This window comes from Streptomyces griseoruber (assembly GCF_001514205.1).
Lineage (GTDB): Bacteria > Actinomycetota > Actinomycetes > Streptomycetales > Streptomycetaceae > Streptomyces > Streptomyces griseoruber.
Window position 1 is genome coordinate 178,907 of record NZ_KQ948781.1, and the last position, 26,845, is coordinate 205,751.

Genomic DNA, 26,845 nt, shown 5'->3' on the forward strand with positions numbered 1-26,845 from the left:
CCCACACCTGAGCGGTCAGGCCGCGGCGTAGACCTTGTACCGGTTCTGGATCATGTGGCGGATGGAGGCCCGCCATGCGTTCTCGCTGGCCTTGGCGTCCGCCGCGGACTCGCAGCCGGGGATCTCGGTCAGCGAACTGGGGATCGGGTGCTCGTGGAAGAGCACGGCGGTCATGTCCAGCAGCCGGTCGAGCCGCGTCTTGGCCCAGTCGGGTACCACGTCGAAGAAGGCGGGGCGCACCAGGCGTTCCACGATGTCGGGGGAGAGGACGCGCAGAGGGTTGACCGTGATGCCCTGGGCGGCCGCCTCTTCGATGATCACTTCGGTCAGGCGGGCGGAGGTCAGGGCGTGGGCCCCGCTGCTGATCCAGTACTCTCCGTCCCGCACGTCCTGGTCCAGCAGCGTCACGACGGCCCGGGCCACCAGGTCCTGGGGGACGAAGTCGACGTAGCCCGTGGGGTCGCTGGGCACGAAGGGCAGCCGGTTGCGCAGGACGTTGTGGGCGAAGGTGTGCAGTCCCTGCGTTTCGGAGATCTCGCCGGTGACGGAGTCGCCGATGATGATCGACGGGCGTACGATCACGGCCTGGGCGCCGCTGTCCCGGACGATCTTCTCGCCGGCGACCTTGGAGGTCACGTACAGCGAGGGACTGCTGCCGGCCCGGCCGCTCTGGTCTCCGCCTGCCGCCCTGATCTCCTCCGCGCGAGCGACGTAGGCCGTGCTGACGTGGATGAGCGGCGCGTCGGCGTCGACGGCGAACTGCGCCATTCCGCGGGCGCCCTGCACGTTGAGGGTTTCCATCTCCTCCGCGGTGCTGCTGAACTTCACCATGCCCGCGGCGTGGATCACGACGTCCACCTCGGCGCAGAGCTCGCGGTAGGTCGCGCCGTCCAGGCCCAGCAGGGGCTGCGAGACGTCTGCGTGCACCACCCGGTCGCAGCCGGAGGGCAGTTTTCGATGGGCCAGGGCGATCACGCGGTGGTGCCGCAACTGCGGTATGAGCGCGGTGCCGAGCACTCCGGAGCCGCCGGTGAGCAGGACGGTCTTGTGCGACGTTGCCATGTCGTGGTCTTTCCAAGGCGTCGGGTTGGCTGGGTGAACGGTCTCAGAACTTCTTCGCCATGGCCGCCAGCGCCCCGTCCACCGCTTCCAGCAGCTGGGTCTCCTCGTCGGGGGCGATGACGGCGGGCGGGGTGATGCGCACGACCGGGTGCGCGTTGAGCGAGTGGTTGACCACCACGTGACGGTCGACCAGCTCCAGCAGCAGTTCCCCGGCCTGGCTGGCGTCGACGAGTTCGATGCCGATGAGCAGGCCGGCGCCGCGCACCTCGCGGACCAGTTGCGGGGCCCGGTCGGCAGCTATGGCGCGCAGGCCTTCCAGCAGCCGAGCGCCCGTCTCGGCGGCCCGGTCGACCAGTTGCTCGTCGCGGATCACCTCGATGGTGGCGCGTGCCGCGGCCATCGCGATCGGCGCCCCGGAGTAGGTGGACGTGTGCAGGAAGGGATCGGCGTCGAAGGGCGCGAACGCCTCCGGGGTGGCCAGTGCTGCGGCCACCGGAACCACGCCCCCGGACAGGGCCTTCCCGATCAGCAGGACGTCCGGCCGCACCTCGGCGAGATCGCAGCCCCACCAGGCGCCCAGCCGTCCCAGTCCGGTCATCACCTCGTCGACCACCAGGAAGGCGCTGTGCTTGCGGCACAGGGCCGCCACTTCCTTGAGGTAGCCGGGCGGCGGCATGATCACACCGGCCTCGCTCTGTACCGGTTCGAGCACGACGCAGGAGTCCCCGTCGCCGCTTGCGAGGGCTGCGGCCAGCGCCGCGGTGTCACCGAAGGGAACGTGGTGCACGTCGGGCAGCAGCGGCCGGAACGGATCCTGGTAGAACGACTTCGCCGTCAGTGACAGGGCTCCGACGGTCTTGCCGTGATAGCCGTTCTCCATCGAGATCAGCCGGCGCTTCCCGTGGGCCCTGGCCAGTTTGATGGCCGTCTCCGTGGCCTCGGTACCGGATCCGGAGAAGTGGACCCGTTCGAGCCCGGCCGGTGCGACGGAAGTCAGCGCCTGGGCGGCGAGTCCGACGACGGGGTCGAGGAAAAGACGGGTGGAAAGGGCCTGCCTTTCCGCCTGCTGTTGTACCGCCGCAACGATGTGCGGGTGCCCGGCTCCGGTGAAGAAGACTCCGTAGCCGCCGCAATTGAGGAATTCCTGGCCATCGGTGGTGGTGACCCGGGCGCCGGACGCGGACTGCTCGACAAGGCTGCCGAACATAGCGGCCAGTTGACTGCGCCCTTTGCTCAGGTGCGCACGGTGCAGGGCGATCGCATCGTCGGTGGAAATGCCGTCGGCTATCACGGATGTATTCATTCTGGCACTTGTCTCCAGGAAGGTGGATCGTTTTTCGCGACACACTGACAAAGCCTCATGCTCGTTCCATCACCGCTTTGAACCTGGCCAGCGTGGCGCGCATGCCCTCCTGGTTGACCGCGGTGCGGCGCTTGGGCGGGGTGCCCGTGAAGACCAGGCCGAGGAGCTTGGCCGCCGGGGCGCTGCGACCGGTTCGCAGGTCCTCCCAATACTCCGTCACCAGGCAGCCGGAGTCCTGCTCTTCGAAGCGGTATCCCCACAGCGCGACCGGCATCCCGAACGTACTCACCGTGAAGGCGAAGTCGCGTGCGTGCTCGGCGCGTACGACGGTGCACGAGGTGAACCAGAACCACACGCGCTTGCGATTCCATCCGATGAACCGCGTTCCCGGCTCGAACCGTTGGCTCCGGGACCAGACACCCACACACTCGGGACTCCACTCACCCATGCGTCGGACGTTGCTCACCGCACGGTAGGCGGACTCCGCGGAAGCCGTGACGAGAATACTCTCCTCGACTCTCGCTGGGTGATTCATCAATTCTCCAAACGCATACGGAAGATGCCGTTCCGGTATTGCTTCAGGATTCAACCAGCTTTATCACCGAGAGATGCCCATCAAACGCCGCAAGCGTGAGGCCGGCCAGGCGGGGAGAGTCGACTGCGACGCGTGAATTGTTGACCCGGATTGCGAGGTACGAGCGGTCTCTGCGGTCGAGATCACGATCTTAACCGTAGCAAGGCTGCTTGAACAGTCAAGAAGCAATATGCGGGCCTAGGAGAACCCTTAAACCCTTTTGGGGAAGTCATGCAGGCACGGGTGCGAAATTAATCGGCCAAGTGCGGCCGACAATGACCTGAAAGCGCCTGCGCAGGCGTGCCGGTACCACCAGGAGTGGTTCGATGAGCACAGGACCCGCACCCGGCCCTGTGGCAGGTGCTGCGTGCTTGCGTGGCTATTCGGCCCACCGCACGGAGGCCTCCACCGGACAGCGCGTGACCCGGTGGAGTGGTGTGGTCGTGGCCCGTCCCGTGCGCAGGACCGCCAGAATCTCGTTGTCCCCGTCGGGGCCGAGTCCGGCGGGGCGGCCGAACTCGCCCCGCAGCGGATGGGCCGCGTATCCGGCCTCGGTCAGGGTGAGCCAGATGTGCATCAGCGTGGCTCCCGCTTCCACACGGTCGGCGACAGTCCGGCGCGGACCGCGCAGGACGAGCACGGCTCCGCAGTTGCGCAGCCTCCGTGCCCGTCCGCTCGCCGCCGCCGAGCCCAGCGGGCGGGCCAGCGCGCGCGGTACCGCCTCGCTCGTCAGGGCTCGGGCGAGAGCCCCGGTCGCACCCGAGCGGTCGAGCAGGTCGCTCGGGTCTCCGAAGGAACGGCGGCCCTTCTCGCTCCGCGCGCGTTCGCGCAGCCAGGCCCGGAGTTCGGCGTCCCGCGCCGGATCGGCGGCCATGGCCGAGTCGAGCTCCGTCCGGGCGAGCCGGGCGAGGGCGGTGGGCCCGCTGACCGTGTCCAGGGTGAGGTTCCGCTGGGCGCACAGCAGCTCGATCCGCTTCGCCGTGGCCTGGTCGACAGGGGTGCGCAGCAGGTCCTCCCGATGGGTGGCGCGCAGGCCGAGCGCTCCCTGCCGGGGGAGGACATCGTCGCGGAGGCGGTCGCAGTGGAACCGGCCGATGGATTCGTGCGCCTCGCCCTGGTCGGCCGGCCGGGCTTCCCACTCGCCGTGGGCCAGGTAGGTCATGGAACCCAGCGCGCAGCCGAGACTCTCCGCCCAGCCCAGCGGGTCCCGGTCGGCGGCGGGCCAGCGCTCCGGGTCGGGTGCCAGCCGGACGGTGCGTTCGTCGAGGAGCTCGAACCGCCAAGGCTGTGCGTTGTAGGCGGAAGGGGCCAGCCGGGCGCCGCCGAGCACCGTGGCAAGCCGCTCGGGCAGCGGGCGCAGGGGCTGCGGCGCGGCCGCCTCCGGGCGCGGAGGTCGCCGGGCCGCGGCGCGTATCGCCCGACGGGTTCTGACGAGCTCCACCGGCATCCGCGCCCGGTGCATCAGGGCGGCCGGGCGGGACATGACCGCGGCGTGCACGTCCATCGTGACGACGTGCCGTGTCCTGCGGTTCATCAGCAGGTCCACGACCGTCCTGGTGGCCAGTGTGGCGAGGCCGAGGACGCAGTAGCCGATCTGCGGCCAGGTGCCCCCGTTGGCGAACCGGTCGGCCTGGATGGGCAGGAAGTCGCTGGGGACATGGGTTCTACCGGTCCACCGCATCGATTCCCAGAGGCGGTTCTCGCGGTGGGCCTCGGCGCTCGCCCTGCCGTAGAACGGCACCGGATTGCGCCGGTAGTCGAAGACGTACAGGGTCGGCTTCCCGCCGAAGTCCATGCCCGCCAGGACGGGGATGCCGCGCCGGGCCGCCCGCTCATGCAGCTGGTACTTGACCCAGGCCGACATCGTCGGGTCGATTCCGTCGAAGACGACGTGGGCGCCGTCGAGCGCCTCGTCGAGGTTTTCCAGAGTCAGCCCCTGGGGGTAGACGGTCACGTCGGCCGAGGGGTTGAGGGCGCGCACGCGGTCGGCGATCGCCTCGGGCTTGGAGCGGCCCACGTCGGCCTGTACGCAGGCCTGCCGGTTCAGGTTGGAGACGTCGAAGCGGTCGGGATCGGCGAGCCGGAAGCGCAGTACGCCGAGCCGGGTCAGTGGCTCGACCACCCCGCCACCGCCGCCGCACCCCGCGATCAGCACAGTCGCGGCGCGTATCGCCGCCTGCTCCCGTTCGCTGATGATGTCGGCGTTGCGGCTCACGGCCTCGGCCCCGGCCGCCACCGTGTCGATGTCCGCCCGGTGGGTGTCAGTGTCCATGACCGGCTCCGTTCGCTCGGCGCTCGCCTCGGGCCCACTCCGCGACGGCGGCGGCGTGCGGCCTCGCGCCTCGGTGGTGGGAGGTGGGTCGGGGGTGTGTCCGGCTCATGCGCGTTCCTGTTCCGAGTGGCTGTCGCCGTCGTCGGCGAGATCTGGTGCGGGCCGTCCCGCCTCGGTGAGGTCGTCGGACTGGCGGGGGGCCGACACCCGGGTGCGGTTCGCCGACGCGGGGGCCGCTGTCGCATAGGCGGACGTGCCGGCCTGGAACCGCGCCATGTACTGGGGCTTGACCCGGGGCGGCCAGCAGTGCGGGACAAGGATGTCCAGCGCGTAGGCGCGGGCGACGAGAGCGGAGCGGTTGGGTGCCTTCAGCTTCTTCAGCATCGCGCTGATGTGGTATTCGACGCCATGGCTGCTGAGGCCGAGCCGTGAGGCCAGCTGCTGGGTGGAGAGCCCGGCGGCCACGCCTTCCAGAACGCGGCCGGGCACCTCGGCGAGCGCCGCGGGCGCCGCCGCCAGCGTGAGCGGGGGGCTGTGGACGGTGTCCGGGACGATGAGTGCGACCGCGACGCACTCGGTGCAGTAGACATGCAGGACGCTGTTGAGCGCGATGCCCGTGACCAGGCAGTCCACGTCCCTGAGGTTCCCGTCCACGAGCGTCACGGGGACACTGAAGTCACCGTGCCGCCCCGCGACGAGCTGGGAGAAGTGTTCTTGGAGGCTCGCCCCGGCCGTCGGGTGGAAGAACCGCGACAGCGGCACTCCCCGCACCTCGGCGGGTATGAGCCGGAGCTGCTCGCAGAACGCGTCGTTGGCCTCCACGACCCGGAGTTCGGCGTCGAGATGGACGATCCCCAGTGTCGCGGCGACGGCCGAGGGGATGTCGGGTGTCGGCAGGGCCCGGGGTTTCGCCGTGGGGAGCTCCGGGTCCAGGTCCAGGGTCGTGACCTTGGGCAGGGTGGACAAGGCAGTACCTCTTTCGGGGGGCCGGAAGGGACCCGGGTGCGCCGCGTTCGGCCGGCGCCGGTGGACCGCCCGGCACGGGGCGTCCTCGTCTCTTCCGTCGTGTGGGGAACTGAGGCCGTGTGGGGGAACCGGTTGGTACGCCGGGGCTGTCGGCCCGACCGAACGTCGTTCCGTGCTCTGCGTTCGCGTCCGTCGGACGGGGGTCGGGGAAAGCCGACTGACCGCCCGGGGTGGTGCAGTCATACGAGGTCTCCGGGGGTACCGAGGGGCCGTCGCGCAGTAGCGCGGTGCTCAGCCGTGGGCCCGTCGGCGTCCGGGGCGTCGGCACCCGGGCTGCGGGGGCTCCGGCGACAAACGCTTTCGGACAGGGCGGACGGAACCATGCCGGCGCTGGTGTGTGGGGGTGAAATGACTGTGTCTCTCCTGCCCGGAGGGCCGTCGCAGGGCGGCCGGGAACAGCGTCGAGCGGGGCCGTAATGCCGCCCGACGGGTGACGCTGGATCAGTTTGCCTTGTTGGAGTGGTACTTGGTCAAGGGTGTCACTGTGTACAGCGACACGTGCCGATTGGTATGCCCTGCGCTGTGCGTGCCACGCGGCGTCCCGACTTGCCGTCGGCATGCCAGGGACGTGCGCGGAAGCCATGAGCGAACGGGCCGGAGGCGTGCCGGCAGACGGCGCCCGGCGGCATTTGTAAACCCACCAGTAGCAAATCCGCATGCTTTTACGACCCCGAAAACCACCCGCTGCTCCGCGGAGCGGCGGTCCGATTTGGGCTATTTTACTGACGGGTACTAAGGGTTTCCGTAGTCGCCGATCACTACTTGAACCTTGTAAGGTCGCATCGTTCTCACCGGAGACGTCCGTTTTCCGATCCCTTGTGCGCGCCTTCATTCATGCCGTCATGAGCGACCGGGGCCGGGCTTTCTTCCGGTGGAGTGCGGGCGTCGGCCACGCCGTTTCCCTGCCCGCCCCGGTCGGCAACCCTGGAGGCTGCTCGTGAGCATTGAGGCAACCATCAAGAGAATTCTGGTCGACGACCTGTTCGTGAGCGTTCCGCAAACCGAGATCGGTCTCGACGACGGCCTTCGGGACGTCCTCGGCCTCGACTCGCTCGGATTCACCGAACTCCGCGCCCAGTGTGAATATGCCTTCGGCATAAGGATCTCGGACGAGGACTTCGTACCGGAGAACTTCTCCTCGGTGCGGGCCCTGACGCGGCTGGTGACACGCCTCGGCGAGTCGATCCAGGACGGAGCCGGCAGCCGATGACCGAGACGATCGACGCCACGGAGCGCCAGCCGAGGACCATGGGATTCACGGAACTCAAGAGCTGGCTGCGGCACCGCCACCCGATGGTGTACCTCGACCGAATTCTGGATTACGAGCCCGGTGAATACGTGAAGAGCCTCATGGCCGTCTCCGGTCAGACGGACGCCATTTCCGGCCACTTCCCCGAGCGCGCCATCTTCCCGGCCAGCCATATGATGCAGGCGATCGCCCAGTCGGCAATCATTCTGGCCCAGCTGTCCACCTCACCGCTGGCCGACGACGAAATCACCCTGATCGGGTCGGTCAAAGCCAGGTTCACCCATGTCGTCGTTCCCGGCGATCAAATCGTCTTCAACACGACCTGCGAGAGCCTTCGCGGAAACTTCCTCACCTTCGCCTGCCGGGCGGAGGTCTCGGGCAGGCCGGTCGCCATGACCCGGGGCAGCCTGGTGCGTACCAAGGTCACAGATCTGGGCGAGCAACTGTGGTGAACCCCGATTCCCGGATCTGGGTCACGGGAATGGCATGGACCACAGCTCTGGGATCGGCGCTGGACCCGGTTTGGGAATTACTTCTCGACGATGCCTGCGGAATCTCCGACGTCCCCTCCCCGTTGCCTCTGCGTAACACTCGGGCGGCCGTCGTGCCCGGCGTTCCGCTGGACTTCCCCGCATCGCACCGCCAGCACGAACTTACCCGCTCCACGCTGTCCGCGGCGTTGGCGGACGCGGGCATCGAGCCGGACGACCCGGCGCTCCTGCCGGTCCTCGGAACCAGTTACGGCGCTCATCTCGACCTGGCGGAAACCGCTTCCCTCTCCGAGTGGTCGGCAGCGGCCGTGCGAGACGCCGGAGTGCCGGCGGAACCCGTGACGGTCACCACCGCCTGCTCCGCGGGGTCGGACGCGATCCTGACCGGTCTCGCCCTTCTTCAGGAAGGCGCTGCGGAGTTGTGTGTGTGCGGTGGGGCGGATGTGCTCACCCTCGGCAAGCGGCTGGGGCATTCACGTCTGGGCACCATGGCCCCCGACGGGCTGCGCGCCTTCGACGCACGGCACAACGGCACGGTTCTCGGTGAGGGCGCGGCCTTCCTGGTCCTCGAACCCGCGGCGCGGGCGCGTGCCCGAGGCATCCGCCCGCGCGGAGTTCTCGCCGGTGCGGCCTCGTCGAACGACGCTGCCAGCGCCGTCGCCCCCGACCCGTCCGGCTCGAACGTCGTCCTCGCCGTCGAACGCGCCCTGCGCACAGCCCACATCACCCCGGCGGACGTCTCCGTCGTCAACGCACACGGCTCCGGGACACCGGTGAACGATGACGTGGAAGCCCGGGCCTACGCCCGTCTGTTCGCCGAAGTGCCCCGTCCACCGGTCGTGTTCGCGACCAAGGGGGCGTTCGGGCACACCCTCGGCGCGACAGGAGCCATCGAGGCGGTCGCCGTGCTCCAGGCCCTCGCCACCTCGATGGCACCCCCTGTCCACGGCCTCCGGGAGCCGATCCCCCAGCTCGGTCTGCCGATGCCTGCTCAGCAGCCCATGAAGATCGACCAGGGGTACGGAATCAGCGTGACGCTCGGCTTCGGCGGCTTCAACACCTGCCTCGTCCTGCAGGGGCCGGGGAGCGCGACGCCATGAACGCACCCGCCGCCCCGCACACGTACGGCATGAAAGTCGTCGGCGAAGGTGTCGCCACCGCACCCGACCTGTCCGCCGCCCCGCCGAAGCGGAAGGCGTCCCTCTACGCGGACCCCCTCTCCTGGCTCGTGCTCGACGCGGTGGAGCAGGCGCTCGGCGCGCACGGCGGGGATCTCACCTCGGCGGACGCGTCGGTGAAGGAGGCCGTGGGGCACATCGCGGTGAGCGATCAGTGCACCATGCACACCATGCGCCAACTGGCCGAGGCGATTCCGACGGCCCGTATCTCGCCGCTGCGCTTCTCGGGGGCGAATCCGGCCTCGATCTGCAGCCTCCCCTCCCAGCTCCTCGGATTCAGCGGGCCCACCATGACCCTGTCGATGGCCCCGGAGAAGGGCCTGCCACCCGCGATGGCCGTGGCCCGTGCCTGGCTGCGCCAGGGCACCGCAACCCATGTGATCGTGACGGCCCATCGGGCGGACGCATCGGGTCACCGCGTCACCAGCACGATCCTCACCTCGGACACGACGGCAGGACTGAAGTGAAGACCGTAGGCACCCTCGTCGAGGCGAGCGCCGTACAGCACTTCCTCGACCACCTCGTCCAGGCCGACCGGCCCGAGGCGCGGCTCCCGACCCTCGACACCGTGGTGGACGAACTGCGCACGCTCGGCGTCGAGCCCGGACGGACCGTCATGGTGGCGATGCCGAACGGCGGGGCGTTCACCGCCGTGGTGCTCGCGCTGCTGGCCCACGGCGCGGTTCCGGCGCTCCTGCCACCGTCGGCTCCGCCGTCCAGGATCGAACGGATGGCCAGGGCCCTCGGAGCGGACGCCATCGTCGCGCCGCGCATCCCGGCCGAGTTGCTGAACGGCGAGGCCGCGCACTCCATCGGCGGGATCGCCCAGTTCGCGACACTGTCCGGTGCGGACACCCGCCCCCACCGCCCCGGCGAGATCATCCTCCTCACCTCCGGCACCTCCGGTGTGTTCAGCGGCTGTCTGCACCACGTCGACTCCCTGTTCCGCAACGCGGCCCGCCACGCGGGGGCGATCGGCCAGACCACCGACGACACCGTCCTGATCAACCTCCCCATGCACTACTCCTACGCGTTCGTCGCCCAGCTGCTCGGGACCCTCGTCTCCGGGGGCAGAGCGGTGATCGCGGGCCCGCCGTTCACCCCGGCGAGCTACCGGCGGACCATCGAGGAGTACGGGGTCACGGTGTCCTCGCTGACGCCGGCGCTGGTCGAGACCTGGCGCCGGGCGGGCCGCCCGCTTCCCGCGCCCCTGCGTCGGCTCACCGTCGGCGGTGACGCGTTCGGTGCCTCGTCCGTGGCGGACCTGCTGGCGCACAACCCCGGCCTGGAGCTCTACCTCACCTACGGCCTCACCGAGGCGGGCCCCCGCGTGTCCACGCTGGCCGCCCACCTGGAGCCGCCCCGGCGCCACACCTCGGTGGGACTCCCGCTTCCCGGTGTGGGGGTCCGCCTGCACGCGGAGAGCCCGGGGGACCGGGTCGGCGAGCTGATCGTCGAAACCGACACGGCGATGCTCCGCAGAGTCGGGCGGAGGCAGACGAGCGCACGGCCGGACAGCGGCGGGCCGGCGACCGGGGACACCGGGGACACCGGGGACACCGGGGACACCGGGGACACCGGGACCACGATCGGCTCGTCGGGCCCCGTGAGGACCGCGATCGGCACCGGCGATCTCTTCGAGATGGACGACGACGGCTATCTCTTCTTCCGCGGCCGGCGCCCGAGCTATGTCATCAGCCGCGGGGAGAAGGTCTCGCTGCGTTCGGTCTGCGAGATAGCCGAGACGCTCCCCGGCGTACAGGGAGCACAGGCGTGGACCCACGAGAACGACGCGGGTGATGTCGTCTTCACCCTCGACGTCTACTGCGCGGACGACTCCGTCGACGACCAGGAGATCCGGCGGCGGCTCGCGAAGGTCCTGCTCCGCAGCGAGCAGCCGGCCCGTGTGCTGGTCCACCCGGCCGCCCACCTGGGCTGGCGCAAGTCCGTTGCCAAGTAGCGAAGGCTGACCATGGAACTGCAGAACCCACCCCTGGTTGTCTCGGGGGATTCCCCTCAAGCGCTCGCGGCCGAGGCCGACCGGCTCCGGGAGAAGGTCGAGGCGACACCGGACGAGGCGCTGCCGGATCTGGGACACCGTCTGCTGACGACGGCCCACGCCGACCACCGCGGGGCGGTCCTCGCGACGGACCGGGACGGACTCCTGCGCGGACTCACCGCTCTGGCCCAGGGCCGCCCCATGCGGGGCGTCCTCACCGGAACCGCCGGCACGGCCCGGCGACCGGTCCTCGTCTTCCCCGGCCAGGGCGCCGTCCAACCCGGCATGGCGACGGAACTGCTCGCCTCCTCACCCGGGTTCAGGGACCGTGTCGAGACCTACGGAAGGGCGCTGTCCGCCCGTCTGGACGGCTGGGACCCGGCCGCCGCGCTCACCGCCGGAGAGGAACTCACCCGGCTCGGCACCATCCAGCCGGTCCAGTTCGCCCTGTCCTCGGCCCTCGCGGACTCCTGGCGCGCCCACGGGCTGACGGAGGCGGCGGTCGTCGGACACTCCGTCGGCGAGATCGCCGCCGCCCACGCCTGCGGAGCGCTGGACACCAAGGACGCCGCCCGGCTGCTCGTGCTGTACGGCACGGCCCTGACCCGTATCGAGGGCCGGGGCGCCATGGCGTCGATCGCCGCGCCCGTCGACAGGATCGGCCCGCTGATCGGCCGGTGGAGCGGCCGGCTCGGTGTCGCGGCCGTCAACAGCGCCCGGAACGTGACCGTCAGCGGGGACACCGACGCCGTGGAGGAGCTCCTCGCGGAGCTCACCGAGCAGGGGATCTGGGCCTGGAAGGTGCCCGGCATCGATGTCGCCGGCCACTCGCCCCAGGTGGACGGGTTGCGGGAGCTGATGGCCGAGGAGGCGCCGCACGCGCCGTCCGGCCCGTCGCGCGTCTCGTTCTACTCCACCGCCACGGGTACGCGGCTCGACGACACGGGCCTGACCGGCGACTACTGGTACCGGTCGATGCGCGGCACCGTCCTGTTCGAGCAGGCCGTACGCGCGCTCATCGACGACGGCCACCGGCTCTTCATCGAGGTGAGCGCCCATCCCACGCTCACCACGGTCATCGGCGAGACCCTCCGGGCAGCGGGCGTCACCGGCGCGGTCATCCCCACACTGGACCACCGCAAGAGCGACCGGGAAAGCTTCCTGCAGGCGCTCACCCACGCGTTCGTCAACGGGGTGCCGGTCAGCTGGGAGACGGCGTACGAACGGCTCGTCAGCCGGCCTCGGGTGACGGTGACCCACACGGATGCGGAGCCGGCGCAGGCGGACGCGGACGCGGACCGGCAGCGGCAGACTCCGGGCACCGAGCCCGCCGGCCTGCTCGACGCCACCGCGCTCCGGGACGCCTCGCCGGACGGACAGCGCGAGACACTCGTCGGCCTGATCGCCACGGAGACCGGCAGAGTACTGGGGCACGGCTTCGCGGCGGGCACCCAGACCTTCCTGGAGATCGGTTTCACCTCGCTCGGCGTGGTCGAGCTGATCGCCGCCCTCGCGGCGGCCACCGGCCTCGACCTGCCATCCACCCTCGTCTTCGACCACCCCACACCGGCGGCGCTCGCCGAGCACCTGCGGCACGAACTCGGCCTCGCGGTCGAGGACCCGGCGGCCGGGAGGGCCGACGCGCGCACCCGCCGCGGCCCGTCGGACGAGCCGATCGCGATCGTCGGCATCGGGTGCCGCTACCCGGGCGGGGTGACCGACCCGGAATCCCTGTGGGACCTGGTGGCGGCCGGGCGTGACGTGATCGGTGAGCACCCCGCCGACCGGGGCTGGGACACGGACGGCCTGTACGACCCCACCCCCGGAGAACTGGGGAAGATCTCCTCCCGCAACGGCGGCTTCCTGTACGACGCCGCGGACTTCGACGCGGGCTTCTTCGGGCTCTCGCCTCGTGAGGCGACCGCGATGGAACCGCAGCAGCGGCTGCTGCTCGAGGTGTCGTGGGAGGCGATCGAGCACGCCGGCATCGACCCCGACACCCTGCGCGGCACGAGCACCGGGGTCTTCGCCGGGGTGATCTCCCAGGAGTACGGCCCCCGCCTCCACCAGGCCTCCGACGACGTGGCCGGCCATGCCTTCATGGGGACGGCGCTCTGTGTCGCCTCGGGCCGGGTCGCGTACACCCTGGGACTCGAAGGGCCGGCGATCACCCTCGACACCGCCTGCTCCTCCTCCCTCGTGGCGATCCACCAAGCCTGCCAGGCACTGCGCGAACACGACTGCGAACTGGCGCTGGCCGGCGGGGCGACCGTGATGTCCGGCCCCGGTGTGCTCGTCGAGTTCTCCCGGCAGCGGGTCCTCTCCCCCGACGGCCGCTGCAAGGCCTTCTCCGCGTCCGCCGACGGCATCGGCCTCGCCGAAGGCGTCGGCATGGTGGTGCTGGAACGCCTGTCGGACGCCAGGGCCAACGGCCACCCTGTCCTGGCGGTGATCCGGGGCAGCGCGGTCAACCAGGACGGCGCCTCCAACGGCCTGTCCGCGCCCAGCGGTTCCGCACAGCAGCGGGTCATCCGGCACGCTCTGGCCAACGCCGGGCTGACACCGCAGGACATCGACGTGATCGAGGCCCACGGCACCGGAACCCGCCTCGGCGACCCCATCGAGGCCCACGCCCTGCTGGCCACCTACGGACGCGAGCGGCCCGAGGAACGACCGGTGCTGCTGGGGTCGGTGAAGTCCAACATCGGCCACACGCAGGCCGCCGCTGGCGTGGCGGGCCTGATCAAGCTGGTGATGGCCCTCCGGCACGGGCAACTGCCCCGCAGCATCCACATCGACGCGCCCTCCCCGCACATCAACTGGTCCTCCGGCGCCGTCCGGCTGCTCACCGAACAGCAGGACTGGCCGGAGGCCGACAACCGCCCCCGGCGCGCCGCCGTGTCCTCCTTCGGTGTCTCGGGCACCAACAGCCATCTGATCCTGGAACAGGCACCCGCCCCCGCGAACCTCGCTTCCGAGCGCCGCGCCGACCCGTCCACCGAGGTGATGTGGACCGTGTCGGCGAAGACCGGGACGGCGCTGCGCGCCCAGGCCGCCCGGCTGCGCCGCCATCTCGTCGGCCGGCCCGACCTCGACCCCGTGGACGTGGCGCACGCGCTGGCCACCACCCGCAGCCGGTTCGCCCACCGGGCCGTCGCCTGGGGGCGCTCCCGCGACGAACTCCTGGACGCGCTGGGCGCGTTGGGCGACCAGCGGGACCACCCCGGCCTGGTCCAGGGCGCGGTGCCCGCCTCGGGCCCCGGGAAGGTCGTGTTCGTCTTCCCGGGCCAGGGCTCGCAGTGGCCCCGCATGGGCATGGAGCTGTACGACGCGTACCCGGTCTACCGTGAGGCCCTCGACCGCGCCGACAAGGCGCTGCGGCCGTACACACGGTGGTCGGTCGTGGACGTGATGCGCGGCGTGCCGGGCGCACCCGCCCTCGACCGGGTCGACGTCGTCCAGCCCGCGCTGTTCGCGGTGATGACCTCGCTGGCCCGCCTGTGGCAGTCCTTCGGTGTCGTCCCGGACGCCGTCGTGGGGCACTCCCAGGGCGAGATCGCGGCCGCCCACATCGCCGGTGCCCTCGCCCTGCCCGACGCGGCCCGGCTGGTCGCCCTGCGCGCCCAGGCCCTGGTGGAGCTGTCCGGCACCGGCGCCATGGCCACCGTCGGTCTGCCCGCCGACCGGGCCGGGGAACTCCTCGCCGCGTACGACGGCCGGATCGGCGTCGCCGCCGTGAACAGCCCCGCCTCCACCGTCGTCGCCGGCGACACCGACGCCGTGACCGACCTGCTGCGCCACTGCGAGGCCGAGGGCATACGGGCCCGGCGCATCGACGTCGACTACGCCAGCCACTCCCGGCACATCGACCCCCTCCGCGACGGCCTCCTCGAACGGCTCGCCGACATCACTCCCCGGCCCACCACCGTCGCCTTCCACAGCACGGTCGACGGCCACCTCCAGGACGGCCCGCTCGACGGCGGCTCGCTGGACACGGCGTACTGGTACGCCAACCTCCGCAACACCGTCCGCCTCACCGACACCCTCCGGTCGCTGGCCGGGCAGGGCCACCGCACCTTCCTGGAGTGCAGCCCGCACCCGGTCCTCGTGCCGCCGATCGAGGAGACCCTCGACACCACCGCGCTCGTCACCGGCACCCTGCACCGTGCCAAGCCCGAGACCGGCACCCTCGCCGCCGCCAGGGCACGTCTGCACGCCCACGGCCACGCCCTGGACCACAACGCCGGGCACCCGACGGCCGGTCATGTCGACCTGCCCACGTATCCCTTCGAGCGCCGCCGCCACTGGCTCACCGCCGCGCCGACCCCGGACGTGGCGACGGCGGGGCAGCGCACCTCCGAGCACCCGCTGCTCGGAGCGGTGATCGACCTCCCCGACGGCGAGGGACTGCTGCTGACCGGCCGGGTCGGCCTGGACACCCAGCCCTGGCTCGCCGACCACGCGGCCACCGGAGTCGTCCTCGTCCCCGGCACCGGCTACGTCGACATGGCCCTGCACGCGGCCCGTCTGGCGGGCAGCCCCCACATCGCCGAACTGACCCTCCACGCCCCGATGGTGCTGACCGAGCAGGACGCCCTGGACCTGCAGCTGCGGATCGGGCCGACCGACGAGCACGGCCACCGGCCGCTGACCCTGCACGCCCGCACCCACGGCACGGACGACCCCGCCCCGCCCTCCTGGACCCTGCACGCCACCGCCCGGCTGAGCGAGGAACCGTCCGGGCCGCCCCCCGGGACCGGCCCCTTCCCCTGGCCGCCCGCCGACGCCGACCCGATCGACCTGGCCGCCCTGCGCGCCGGTCTCGCCGCGGCCGGCTACGACTACGGCCCGGCCTTCGGCGGCCTGCGTACCGCCTGGCGCCAGGGCGAGCACCTCTACGCCGAGGTCCACCTGCCCGAGGGCCTCGCGGCCACCGGCCACGTCCTGCACCCGGCGCTGCTCGACGCCGCGCTGCACCCGATCGCCGTGCCCGACACCGCAGCCGACCCGGCCGACGGGCGGACCGGGCCGAGGCTGCCCTTCACCTTCGGCGGCATCACCCACACCGGGACCGCCACCACACGGCTGCGCGTTCATCTGCGCCTCGTCAAGCCCGACACCGTCGCCGTGGCCGCCACCGACGACACGGGCGCCCCCGTTCTGACCGTCGAGGCGCTCACCCTGCGGGCCACGGCCGGTGACCATCTGCGCCGCCTGGTGCGCACCGGTCCCGAGCACGATCTGCTGCGCCTCGACTGGACCGCTTCGCCCACCGACCCGGTCGGCCTCGGCGACACCGGTACGTGGGCGCTGCTCGCCCCGGGCCCCGAACCGGCCGCCGCCTTCGGCGACGTGCCCCGCTACGCCGATCTGTCCGAGCTGACCGCGGCCGTCGACGCGGGGGTCACGCCGCCCGGGACCGTCGTCTGGGCGCTCCCCGCACCTGACCCGGCCGACATGAAGGACCTGCCCGACGCCGTGCGCGCCCGGTGCCAGGAGATCCTGGACCTCCTCCAGACCTGGCTCGCCCACGACAAGCTCACCCGGACCGTGCTGGCGGTCGTCACCCGGGGCGCCGTCGCCACCGGCCCCCACGACCTGCCGAGCCTGGTCCACGGCCCGGCGTGGGGCCTGCTGCACAGCGCCCAGAACGAGAACCCCGGCCGGATCGTCCTGATCGACACCGACCGCCACCCCGACACCTCGGCCGCGCTCCTGGCCGTACTGGCCGCCGGTCACCCGCAGTCGGCCGTCCGGGGCGGTCGGGCGTACGTCCCCCATCTGGCGCGGACCGCCCCGGCCGAGCTGCTCACCCCTCCGGCCGACACACCCCTGTGGCGGCTGGACACCACCGGCGGCGGAGGGCTCGACGACCTCGCCCTGCTGCCGGCCCCCGAGGCCGACGCCCCGCTGCGGCCCGGCCAGGTCCGGGTCGACGTACGGGCCGCCGGGGTCAACTTCTACGACACCGCCGCCGCCCTCGGTCTCATCGCCGTCCAGCACGACTCCGGGGCCGAGGCCGCCGGTGTCGTCACCGAGGCCGGGCCGGGCGTGGACCTCGCCGTGGGGGACCGGGTCGCCGTCCTCACGGAGAAGGCCTTCGGCCCCGTCGTCGTGGCCGACCGCCGCATGGTGACCCGGATCGCGGACGACTGGTCCTTCGCCGAGGCCGCCAGTGTGCCCGTGGCCTTCGTCACCGCCTACCACGCCCTCGTGGACCTCGCCGGAATCCGGCCCGGCGAGAGGGTCCTGATCCACGCCGCCGCCGGTGGCGTCGGTCAGGCAGCCACCCAACTCGCCCGCCATCTGGGCGCGGTGCCCCTCGCCACCGCCCACCCCGACAAGTGGGACACCCTGCGCGGCCTCGGCTATCCCGAGGAGCACATCGCCAACTCCCGCACGCTCGACTTCGCCGAACGCTTCCGGGAGGTCACCGGCGGGCGCGGCGTGGACGTCGTGCTCAACGCCCTGGCGGGCCCGTTCACCGACGCGTCACTGGACCTCGTGGCCGCCGGGGGCCGGTTCATCGAGCTGGGCAAGACCGACATCCGGGACTCCGGGCAGCTGGCCGCCACCCACCCGCACCTCGCCTACCGGGCCTTCGACCGGCGGGACAGCGCGAGCCCCGAACGCACCGAGGAGATCCTCGCCGAGCTGCGCCGCCTGTTCGACAGCGGAGTGCTGACGCCACTGCCGGTCACGGCCTACGGGATCGGGCAGGCCGCCGACGCCTTCCGGCTGATGCGGGACGCCCGCCACACCGGCAAGATCGTGCTCACCCTGCCCCGCCCCCTGGACCCCGACGGCACCGTCCTGATCACCGGCGGCACCGGCACTCTCGGCGGACTGCTCGCCCGGCACCTCGTCACCGCGCACGGCGCCCGCCACCTGCTGCTGGCCAGCAGGGGCGGACCGGACGCGGCCGGAGCCGACCGGCTCAGCGCCGAACTGACCGGACTCGGCGCACAGGTCAGGATCGCCGCCTGCGACGCCGCCGACCCGGACGCGCTGCGCGGCCTCCTCGAGTCGATACCGTCCGAACATCCGCTCACCGGGGTGTTCCACACCGCGGGCGTCCTCGCGGACGCCACCGTGCCCAACCTGACCTCCGACGACCTGCACCGGGTGTTCGCCCCGAAGGTCGACGCCGCCTGGCATCTGCACGAGCGGACCCGCCATCTCGACCTGGCCGCCTTCGTCCTGTACTCGTCGACCGCCGGCACCCTCGGCAACCCCGGCCAGGGCAACTACGCGGCCGCCAACACCTTCCTCGACGCCCTCGCCCGTCACCGCCGCCGCCAGGGCCTGGCCGCCACCTCGGTCGCCTGGGGCTGGTGGCAGCCGGTGACCGGGCTCACCGGCGCCCTCACCGACGCCGACAACACCCGCATCGCGCGGACCGGCCTCGCGCCCATCACCGCCGAGTACGGCCACGCCCTGCTCGACGCCGCCCTGGAACTGCCGTACGCGGCGGTCACCGCCACCCCCCTCAACCAGCAGACGCTGCGCATCAACAGCACTCACGGCACACTGCACCCCCTGCTGGAGCGACTGACCGCCGCGGCCGGCACCCGCCGGGCGGCCAGCGTGTCCGCACCGGCCCCCGATCTGCGGGCCGACCTCGCCGATCTCGGACCCGACCTCAGGCTGCGCCGGCTGCAGTCCCTCATCGGCACGCACGCCGCCGCCGTCCTCGGTCTCGACGCGACCACACCCCTCGCCCCCGACCAGCCGTTCAGGGAGTCCGGCTTCGACTCGCTGACGGCACTGGAGCTCCGCAACCGGCTGACCACCGCCACCGGGCTCCAACTGCCCGCCACCCTCACCTACGACCATCCGACCCCGGTCTCGCTGGCCGGCCACCTCGACGGAGAACTCTTCCCCGGATCCGGCGACGACGGGGCTCAGGCGCCGGAGGACACCCGGATCCAGAAGGCCATCGCCGCCATCCCGCTCGCGCGCCTGCGCGAACTCGGGCTGCTCGACACCCTCCTCCAGATCGCGGGGATCGAGACCGCCCCCGGCGACGACGACCACGCCGGCATCGAGGACATCAGGGCTGCGAGCCTCGACGAACTCGTCGCGATGGCGCTCTCCGCGGAGGACGCCGAATGACGCCCCGGCCGCAGAACGGACCCACCCGTACCAAGCCCTCGGTGAACGACACGACGGAGTCGACCGTGCCCCAACCCGACCTTGCCGAGGCGCTGCGCCGCAGCCTGTTGGCGAACGAACAGCTGAAGCGAAGGAACCTTCAGCTGGTCTCCGCAGCGCGGGAGCCCGTCGCGGTGGTCGCCATGGCGTGTCGGCTGCCCGGCGGTGTCCGGTCGCCCGAGGAGCTGTGGCGGCTGGTGGCCACCGGGACGGACTCGGTCGGGGACTTCCCCGCCGACCGGGGCTGGGACCTCGACGGGATGACCGATCCGGACGACGGCCGCGCCTGGCAGGGCGGGTTCGTCGAGGACGCGGCCGGTTTCGACGCCGGGTTCTTCGGGATCTCCGACCGTGAGGCGCTGGCGATGGACCCGCAGCAGCGCCTGCTGCTGGAGACGGCGTGGGAGACGGTCGAACGCGCCGGTATCGTCCCGGCGGCACTGCGCGGCAGCCGGACCGGCGTCTTCGTCGGCACCGCGGCCCAGTCCTATCTGCCCCCGATCGACCAGCCGGCCCCGAGCGTCGCGGGATACCGCCTCCAGGGCGGTCTGACCAGCATCGCGTCCGGCCGCATCGCCTACACGCTGGGCCTGAACGGGCCGGCCGTCACCGTGGACACCGCCTGCTCCTCGTCCCTGACCGCCCTGCACCTCGCCGTACGGTCCCTGCGCTCCGGCGAGTGCACGCTCGCCCTCGCCGGCGGGGCGACGGTCATGGCCACCCCGGAGGTGTTCGTCGAGTTCGGCAGACAGCGGGGACTCGCCGTGGACGGGCGCTGCAAGGCGTTCGGCGACGGCGCCGACGGCACCGGGTTCGCCGAAGGCGTGGGGTTGCTGCTCCTGGAGCGGCTGTCCGACGCCCGGGCGAACGGCCACCCGGTGCTCGCCGTGATCCGGGGCAGCGCGATCAACCAGGACGGCGCCAGCAACGGCCTGACCGCGCCGAACGGCCCCGCCCAGGAACAGGTGATCCGCCAGGCTCTCGCCGACGCGGGCGTGACCCCGTCCGACGTCGACGCGGTGGAGGCGCACGGCACCGGCACCGCGCTCGGCGACCCCATCGAGGCGAACGCCCTCATCAACACGTACGGCAAGGACCGGCCCGCCGACCGGCCCCTGTGGCTGGGCTCGCTGAAGTCCAACATCGGCCACACCCAGGCGGCGGCCGGTGTGGCCGGCGTCATCAAGACGGTGATGGCCCTGCTCCACGGCGAGCTGCCGAGGACGCTCCACGCCGACGTCCCGTCCGCCAAGGTCGACTGGTCCAGGGGAGCGGTACGGCTGCTGACCAGCCACCGCCCCTGGCCGGACTCCGGGCGACCCCGGCGCGCCGGCGTGTCCTCGTTCGGCATCTCCGGCACGAACGCCCACCTCGTGCTGGAGGAGGCCACCGGGCGGGAGAACGTCCGGGGGGCGCCGGCCCCGGAGGCGACTTCGGGCCGGGCACGGAATCAGTCGACGGCGCCGGGCGGGGCTGCTGCGGTGGCGGCTCCGGGCAGGGCGCACAGTGGGTCGGTTCCCGCCGCTCGGGGCGAGGGGCGGCGCGAGCCGGTTTCGGCCGAGGCGCCGGAAGAACCGGTTCGGTCCGCGGCTCCCCCGATGGCCCTGCCCGGGATCGTGTGGCCGCTGTCCGCCGCCTCGCCGGGCGGGCTGCGTGCCCAGGCCGCGCAGCTCTCCCGGCTCGCCTCGGAGACCCCGGACGCCGATCTCGACGCCGTGGGCCACGCTCTGGCCACCACCCGGGCGCACCTCGACCACCGGGCGGTCGTCACCGCCCCGGACCGTGCCGCCCTGCTCGCCGGGCTCGACGCCCTGGCGGGCGACCGGCCGGCGGCGGGCCTCACCCGAGGCGTGCGCGCGGTGACCGGCCGGACCGCGTTCCTGTTCTCCGGCCAGGGCTCCCAGTGGGCCGGCATGGGTCGCGAACTGTACGCACACTCCCCGGTGTTCGCCGAAGCGCTCGACCGTGCCTGCGCCCACCTCGACCCACAGCTGCCGCGCCCCCTGCGGGAGGTGATGTTCACCGAGGCGGAGAGCGTCGAGGAGTCCACCCTGCTCGACCGTACGGACTTCACCCAGGCTGCCCTGTTCGCTCTCGAGGTCGCGCTGTACCGGACGGTCGAACATCTCGGGCCCCGCCCCGACTTCGTGGCCGGTCACTCCATCGGTGAGATCGCCGCCGCTCATGTCGCCGGGGTCATGTCCCTGGCGGACGCGGCCCGACTCGTGTCCGCGCGCGGGCGGCTCATGCGGTCGCTGCCCGGCACGGGGGCGATGATCGCGATCGGAGCCGGTGAGTTGGAGGTCCTGGCCACGCTGGCCGGTCATGAGCGGCAGGTCTCCGTGGCCGCGGTCAACGCGCCGTCCTCGACCGTGATCTCCGGCGACCGTGACACCGTCACCCGCGTCGCCGAGCACTGGCGCGACCGTGGCCGCCGCGTCAGCCGACTGCGTGTCAGCCATGCCTTCCACTCACCGCACGTCGACGCCGTGCTCGACGAACTCGTCCGTGTGGCTGCGGAACTCGACCTCCGGCCGCCGTCCGTCCCCGTCGTGTCCACCCTCACCGGCACCGCCCTGACCGCGGACGAGGCCTGCTCTCCCGACTACTGGGCCCGCCACGCGAGGGGCTCCGTGCGCTTCGCGGACGCCGTCGCCTGGTTGCGGGACCAGGGCACCACGACCTTCCTGGAGATCGGACCGGACGCCGTACTGACCGCGCTGGGCCAGGGCCGGACCGGGCCCGCCGAGGACTCCCGTTCCGGGGCGCCCGACATCGCGTGGACACCCACCCTGCGCAAGCGACGTGACGAGGTGCGTGTCCTCGGCGCGGCTCTGACGCGACTCCACGTCCGGGGAGCCGAACTCGACTGGCCGCGGCTGCTGCCCCGTGTTCCCCGTGCCGACCGTGTGGAGCTGCCCACCTATCCGTTCCAGCGCCGGAGTTACTGGCTGCGCACACCGCCGCCCCGGAAGCAGGTCAGGGCCGGCGGTCTGACCCCGCTGACGCACCCGTTCCTCACGGCGGGGCTCGATGTCGCCGGGCAGCGGGACCGGGTGTTCACCGGAACCCTGTCCACCGAGGCCCACCCCTGGCTGAGCGACCATGTGGTGGGCGGCGCGGCGACGATCGCCGGTGCCACGACCGCCGAGATCGTTCTGCACGCCGGGAGCGGGCTCGGACACGGCCGCCTCGACGAACTCTCCCTGCACACGCCCTTGCCCCTGCCCGCCCATGCCTCCGTCGACATCCAGGTGCACGTCGGACCGCCCACGGCCGACGGCAGGCGCCCGGCGGACTTCTACTTCCGTCTCCCCGCCGACCGCGCCGCCCGTGAGCCCCTCGACGGCGGCCGACTCGACGACGAGGCGGCGGAGTGGACCCGCCACGCCACCGGCGTCCTCGCCCCCGCCGACGGCTCCCGCCCCGACTGGCCCGACCTGCGGGCCTGGCCGCCGGCCGACGCGGAGCCCGTCGACCTCGACGCGCTCCACGAACACCTCGCCGAGCAGGACGTCACCCTGGGGCCCGCCTTCCAGCGGATCACGGCGGCATGGCGGCGTGCCGACGGCGTGTACGTGGAGGCCGCTCTGCCCGCGGACTCCCCCGAGACGCGTGCCGGGCACGCCCTCCACCCGACCCTGCTCGACGCGGGCCTCCAGGCGAGCCTCGTCGCGACCCTGCCCACCGCCGAGGACGAGCGGCAGCCCAGGATGCTCGTCTCCCTCGGCGGCCTGACCCTGCACGACACCAGTGGCGTCACCGCCGTACGCGGCCATCTGTCGACCACGACGGACGCCTCGGCACCGTCCGGTCACAGCCGCCACTCGCTCCGGCTGGCCGACGCCACGGGACGGCCCGTCGCCACCGTGGACTCGCTGGAGCTCAGGCCGGTCGGCACCGGTACGACCGGCCGCTGCCGCCGCCCAGAGCCGTACCACCTGGACTGGCGCGAGTACGTGCCCGCCTCCGATGCGCCGCAGCGGGGCCTTGGTTGGATCGTCCCCGAGGGGAACTCGCCCCGGCCGTGGCGCGCTCTCGCCGACATGGACGCGCGGGTCTTCGGGGGCGTCGGCGAGGCCCTCGACGCTCTGAAGGCCGGACCGGACGACGAGGTGACGGTCCTCGCCCACCCGGGGTGTGCCGAGCGCCCCGCCGGCGGAAGCCCCGCCGCGGGCATCCTGTACGACGTCCATGGCTCCACCCGGGACCTGCTCGCATCCGTCCAGCAGTGGCTGGCCGACGAGCGGACCCGCGAGCGCACTCTGGTGGTGCTCACCCATGGCGCGGTGGCCACCGAGGCCGGAGAGGACGTCCCGGGGCTCGCCCAGTCACCGGCGTGGGGTCTGCTGCGTACGACGCAGACCGAGCACCCGGGCCGCTTCGTCCTCCTCGACGTCGACGGCCACGACGAGTCCTGGCAGCGCGTCCCGGCGGCGGTGGCGACCGCCCTCGCCCTCGGTGAGCCCCAACTCGCCCTGCGACGAGGCGGGTTGAAGACGCCCCGCCTGGCCAGGACCGACCCCGCGGACACGCTCGCACCTCCCGCCGGGCACCGAGCCTGGCACCTCACCCTCCGCGAACACCCCACGGGCAGCCTCGACGACCTCCTGCTCGCACCCTGCCCCGAGTTCGAGGCACCCCTCGCCACCGGACAGGTCCGCGTCGCCGTACGGGCGGCCGGGGTCAACTTCCGGGACGTCCTCATCCCGCTGGGCATGTACCCCGGGTCCGGGCGGATCGGCACGGAGATCTCGGGCGTGGTCGTCGAGTCCGGCCCGGGCGTGGACGGCCTTCGTCCCGGTGACCGGGTGACGGGTCTGGTCCCGGGCGGGGCCATGGGCACCCTCGCGGTCACCGACCACCGCACGCTCGTCCGGGTCCCGGAAGGCTGGACGTTCGCCGAGGCCGCCACCGTGCCCGGAGCCTTCGTCACCGCCTGGCAGGGCCTGGTCGACGTCGCGGGTCTCGGCCCCGGCGACACGGTGCTCGTGCACGCCGCCGCCGGAGGGGTCGGTATGGCCGCCGTCCAGATCGCGCGGCACCTCGGCGCGGACGTCTACGCCACCGCACATCCCGGCAAGCACGCCACGCTGCGCGCCCTCGGCCTCGACGACTCCCGCATCGCCTCCTCGCGGGACACCGCCTTCGAGCGGAGGTTCCGGGCCGCCACGGACGGCCGTGGCGTCGATGTCGTCCTGCACAGCCTCAGCGGCGAACTCACCGACGCCTCCCTGCGATTGCTCGCCCCCGGCGGTCGCCTCGTCGACCTGGGCAGGACCGCGCCCGGCGTCCCGGACCACCCCGACGAACGCCGCCGGCCGTACGAACTCCTCATCGACCCCGACCATGTCTCCGGCACCCTCACCCATCTCGCCGAACTGTTCCGCGACGGCGCCCTCGCCCCGCTGCCCGTCACCGCCCTGGACATCCGCCAGGCTCCCCGGGCCCTGCGGCTCATGCGCGACGCGGCCCACACCGGCAAGGTCGTCCTCACGGTTCCCCGCCCCCTCGACCCGGACGGCACGGTCCTCGTCACCGGCGGCACCGGAACCCTCGGCGCCCTCCTCGCCCGGCACCTGGTCACGGAACACCGGGCCCGGCATCTGCTGCTCGCGAGCCTCCGGGGCGCGGACGCCCCCGGTGCCGTGGAACTCCGCGCCGAACTGGCCGCGCTCGGTGCCGAGGTCACCGTCGCCGCCTGCGACACCGCCGACCCCGACGCCCTGGCCGCGCTCCTCGACACCGTCCCCGCCGAGCATCCGCTGGCCGCCGTGGTGCACACCGCCGGGACCGTGGACCCCGGGCCCGTGCGGGAGCTGACCGCCGATCAGGTGGACGTCGTGCTGCGGCCCAAGGCCGACGCCGCATGGCATCTGCACCGGCTCACCCGGCATCTGGACCTCGCCGCGTTCGTCCTCTACTCCTCGTCGGTGGGCGTCCTCGGTCTCGCCGGTCAGGGCAACTACGCGGCCGCCAACACCTTCCTCGACGCCCTGGCCGCCCACCGCCGCGGCAACGGGCTGCCGGCGACCGCGCTGGCCTGGGGAATGTGGGGGGAACGTTCCGCGATGGGTGAGCGGCTCGGCGCGGACGGCATCCACCAGGTCCTCGGCGCCGGGCTCGCGCCGATCCCCACCGCGGAGGGGCTGGCCCAGTTCGACGCCGCCGTCGGAACCGGCGCCGACAGCCACCTCGCGTCGCTGATCCCCGCGCGGCTGGACCTGGACACGCTGCGGGCCCAGGGCCTCGTACCCCTGCTGTCGGACCTGACCGCGCGCTCGGCGTCCCGGCCGACGGCGGCGCCCGGCATGGCCCGGCGGGTCGCGGGGCTGCCGGAGGCCGAACGGCTGCGGTTCCTGCTGGAGCTGGTCACCGATCACGCCGGTGCCGTGCTCAGCCACCCCGACCCCGGGGCCCTCACCGCCGACACCGGGTTCAGGTCACTGGGCTTCGACTCCGTGACATCCGTGGAGATGAGCAACAGGCTGGCCGCCGCAACCGGGCTGAGCCTGCCGGCGACGGCGGTCTTCGACCACCCCACCCTCGCCGCTCTCGCGGGCCACCTGGGCGAACGGCTGGCCGACATCGGTGCCCCCGCCACCCCCACGGCGCCGGAGGCCGACCGCCGGGAACGGCAGGAGGGCCCCCTCGGCACGTTGTTGCGCCAGGCGGTCGGCCAGGGCCGGGTCGGCGAGGGAGTGGGCGTGCTGGCGGCGGCCGCGCGTCTGCGGCCCGCGTTCTCCCATCCCCCGCTGCCCGAGCACACCCCCACCGCGACCTGGCTGCGCCGGGCCGGACGACCCGCGCTGATCTGTGTGGACTCGTTCATCCCCGCCGCGGCGAACCTGACCTACCAGCGGCTGGCCGTCGCCTTGGAGACCCGGTACGACGTGGCGGCCGTGCAGCTGCCCGGGTACCGGGAGGGCGAGCCGCTGCCCGATTCCGCCGACGCCGTGGCCGAGGCCGTGGCCACCGCCGTCGAGGGGTGCGCCGGGGGTGAACCGTTCACGCTGGTCGGGTTCTCCACCGGAGGGCTCGTCGCGCACGCCACGGCCCACCGCCTTGCGGCACGCGGGATCCGGCCCGAGGCCGTCGTCCTGATCGACTCACTGCCGCCGGGTTCCCTCACCACCGCGGCGGCGGCCGACATCCTGCGGGAGTGGGCCGAGGCACAGGGTGAGTTCTGGTCCCGCGACGACACCGGGCTCACCGCCATGGGCTGGTACCTCGACCTGTTCGGAAACCACTGGACACCGGTCGCCCCCGACGTACCGGTCCACCTCGTCCAAGCGGCCCAGCAGGTGCCCTCCGCGCCCGACGGCGCATGGGCCCGGCTATGGGAGGGGCTCGCGACCCGCACCACCACGCCGGGCAGCCACTTCGGCCTGCTCACCGAGTACGTCACCGACACCGCCCGCACCCTCACCGACCTGCTCGCCGACTGGGCCACCCCGTCCAGCTGAACGGCCGCCTCACGACCTCGACCCGGACCACACGAGCACCCGTCCCGAGGGGTCGCGCTCGGCGAATCCAC

The 26,845-nt window shown here is 72.6% G+C and carries 12 protein-coding genes; 7 read left to right on the forward strand and 5 right to left on the reverse strand.

Annotation, left to right across the window (positions count from 1 at the left end; translation table 11 throughout):
- Nucleotides 1-15 precede the first annotated feature (15 nt).
- From AQJ64_RS37380 to AQJ64_RS37400, 5 genes are all read right to left on the reverse strand, one after another.
- Nucleotides 16-1,062: an SDR family oxidoreductase gene (locus AQJ64_RS37380; protein WP_055634620.1), complete on the reverse strand. Its 1,047-nt coding sequence runs from the start codon at nt 1,060-1,062 to the stop codon at nt 16-18.
- Nucleotides 1,063-1,105: 43 nt separating this feature from the next.
- Nucleotides 1,106-2,365 (reverse strand): aspartate aminotransferase family protein, encoded by a 1,260-nt coding sequence (locus AQJ64_RS37385; protein ID WP_055634619.1) that lies wholly within the window; start codon nt 2,363-2,365, stop codon nt 1,106-1,108.
- A gap of 55 nt (nt 2,366-2,420) precedes the next feature.
- Complete coding sequence (locus AQJ64_RS37390; protein ID WP_055634618.1) at nt 2,421-2,900, reverse strand: SRPBCC family protein; 480 nt, start codon at nt 2,898-2,900, stop codon at nt 2,421-2,423.
- A 418-nt stretch (nt 2,901-3,318) separates the two neighbouring features.
- Complete coding sequence (locus AQJ64_RS37395) at nt 3,319-5,211, reverse strand: ThiF family adenylyltransferase (protein WP_055634617.1); 1,893 nt, start codon at nt 5,209-5,211, stop codon at nt 3,319-3,321.
- A gap of 105 nt (nt 5,212-5,316) precedes the next feature.
- Entirely contained in the window at nt 5,317-6,177 is an 861-nt protein-coding gene (locus AQJ64_RS37400) for a LuxR C-terminal-related transcriptional regulator (protein ID WP_055634616.1), read from the reverse strand.
- A 997-nt stretch (nt 6,178-7,174) separates the two neighbouring features.
- Here AQJ64_RS37400 and AQJ64_RS37405 point away from each other — a divergent pair.
- Genes AQJ64_RS37405 through AQJ64_RS37435 form a run of 7 tightly spaced genes read left to right on the forward strand, consistent with a single transcriptional unit; the run spans nt 7,175 to nt 26,774 of the window.
- Nucleotides 7,175-7,447: an acyl carrier protein gene (locus AQJ64_RS37405; RefSeq protein WP_059203358.1), complete on the forward strand. Its 273-nt coding sequence runs from the start codon at nt 7,175-7,177 to the stop codon at nt 7,445-7,447.
- The gene (locus AQJ64_RS37410) at nt 7,444-7,938 is read left to right on the forward strand and encodes a 3-hydroxyacyl-ACP dehydratase FabZ family protein (protein WP_055634615.1); all 495 of its coding nucleotides are present in this window, start codon (nt 7,444-7,446) and stop codon (nt 7,936-7,938) included. Before AQJ64_RS37405 ends, AQJ64_RS37410 begins: the two co-directional genes overlap by 4 nt.
- Complete coding sequence (locus AQJ64_RS37415; protein ID WP_099053980.1) at nt 7,935-9,077, forward strand: beta-ketoacyl synthase N-terminal-like domain-containing protein; 1,143 nt, start codon at nt 7,935-7,937, stop codon at nt 9,075-9,077. The genes AQJ64_RS37410 and AQJ64_RS37415 overlap by 4 nt, the downstream gene beginning before the upstream one ends.
- Nucleotides 9,074-9,622: a hypothetical protein gene (locus AQJ64_RS37420; RefSeq protein WP_055634613.1), complete on the forward strand. Its 549-nt coding sequence runs from the start codon at nt 9,074-9,076 to the stop codon at nt 9,620-9,622. Before AQJ64_RS37415 ends, AQJ64_RS37420 begins: the two co-directional genes overlap by 4 nt.
- Complete coding sequence (locus AQJ64_RS37425) at nt 9,619-11,115, forward strand: class I adenylate-forming enzyme family protein (RefSeq protein ID WP_055634612.1); 1,497 nt, start codon at nt 9,619-9,621, stop codon at nt 11,113-11,115. Before AQJ64_RS37420 ends, AQJ64_RS37425 begins: the two co-directional genes overlap by 4 nt.
- Nucleotides 11,116-11,127: 12 nt before the next feature.
- Nucleotides 11,128-19,269, forward strand: coding sequence for a type I polyketide synthase (locus AQJ64_RS37430; protein ID WP_059203359.1), 8,142 nt, complete (start codon nt 11,128-11,130; stop codon nt 19,267-19,269).
- Nucleotides 19,270-19,310: 41 nt separating this feature from the next.
- A complete protein-coding gene (locus AQJ64_RS37435) occupies nt 19,311-26,774 on the forward strand; it encodes a type I polyketide synthase (protein ID WP_206189703.1) in 7,464 nt (2,487 codons plus the stop codon).
- Nucleotides 26,775-26,845: the final 71 nt, after the last annotated feature.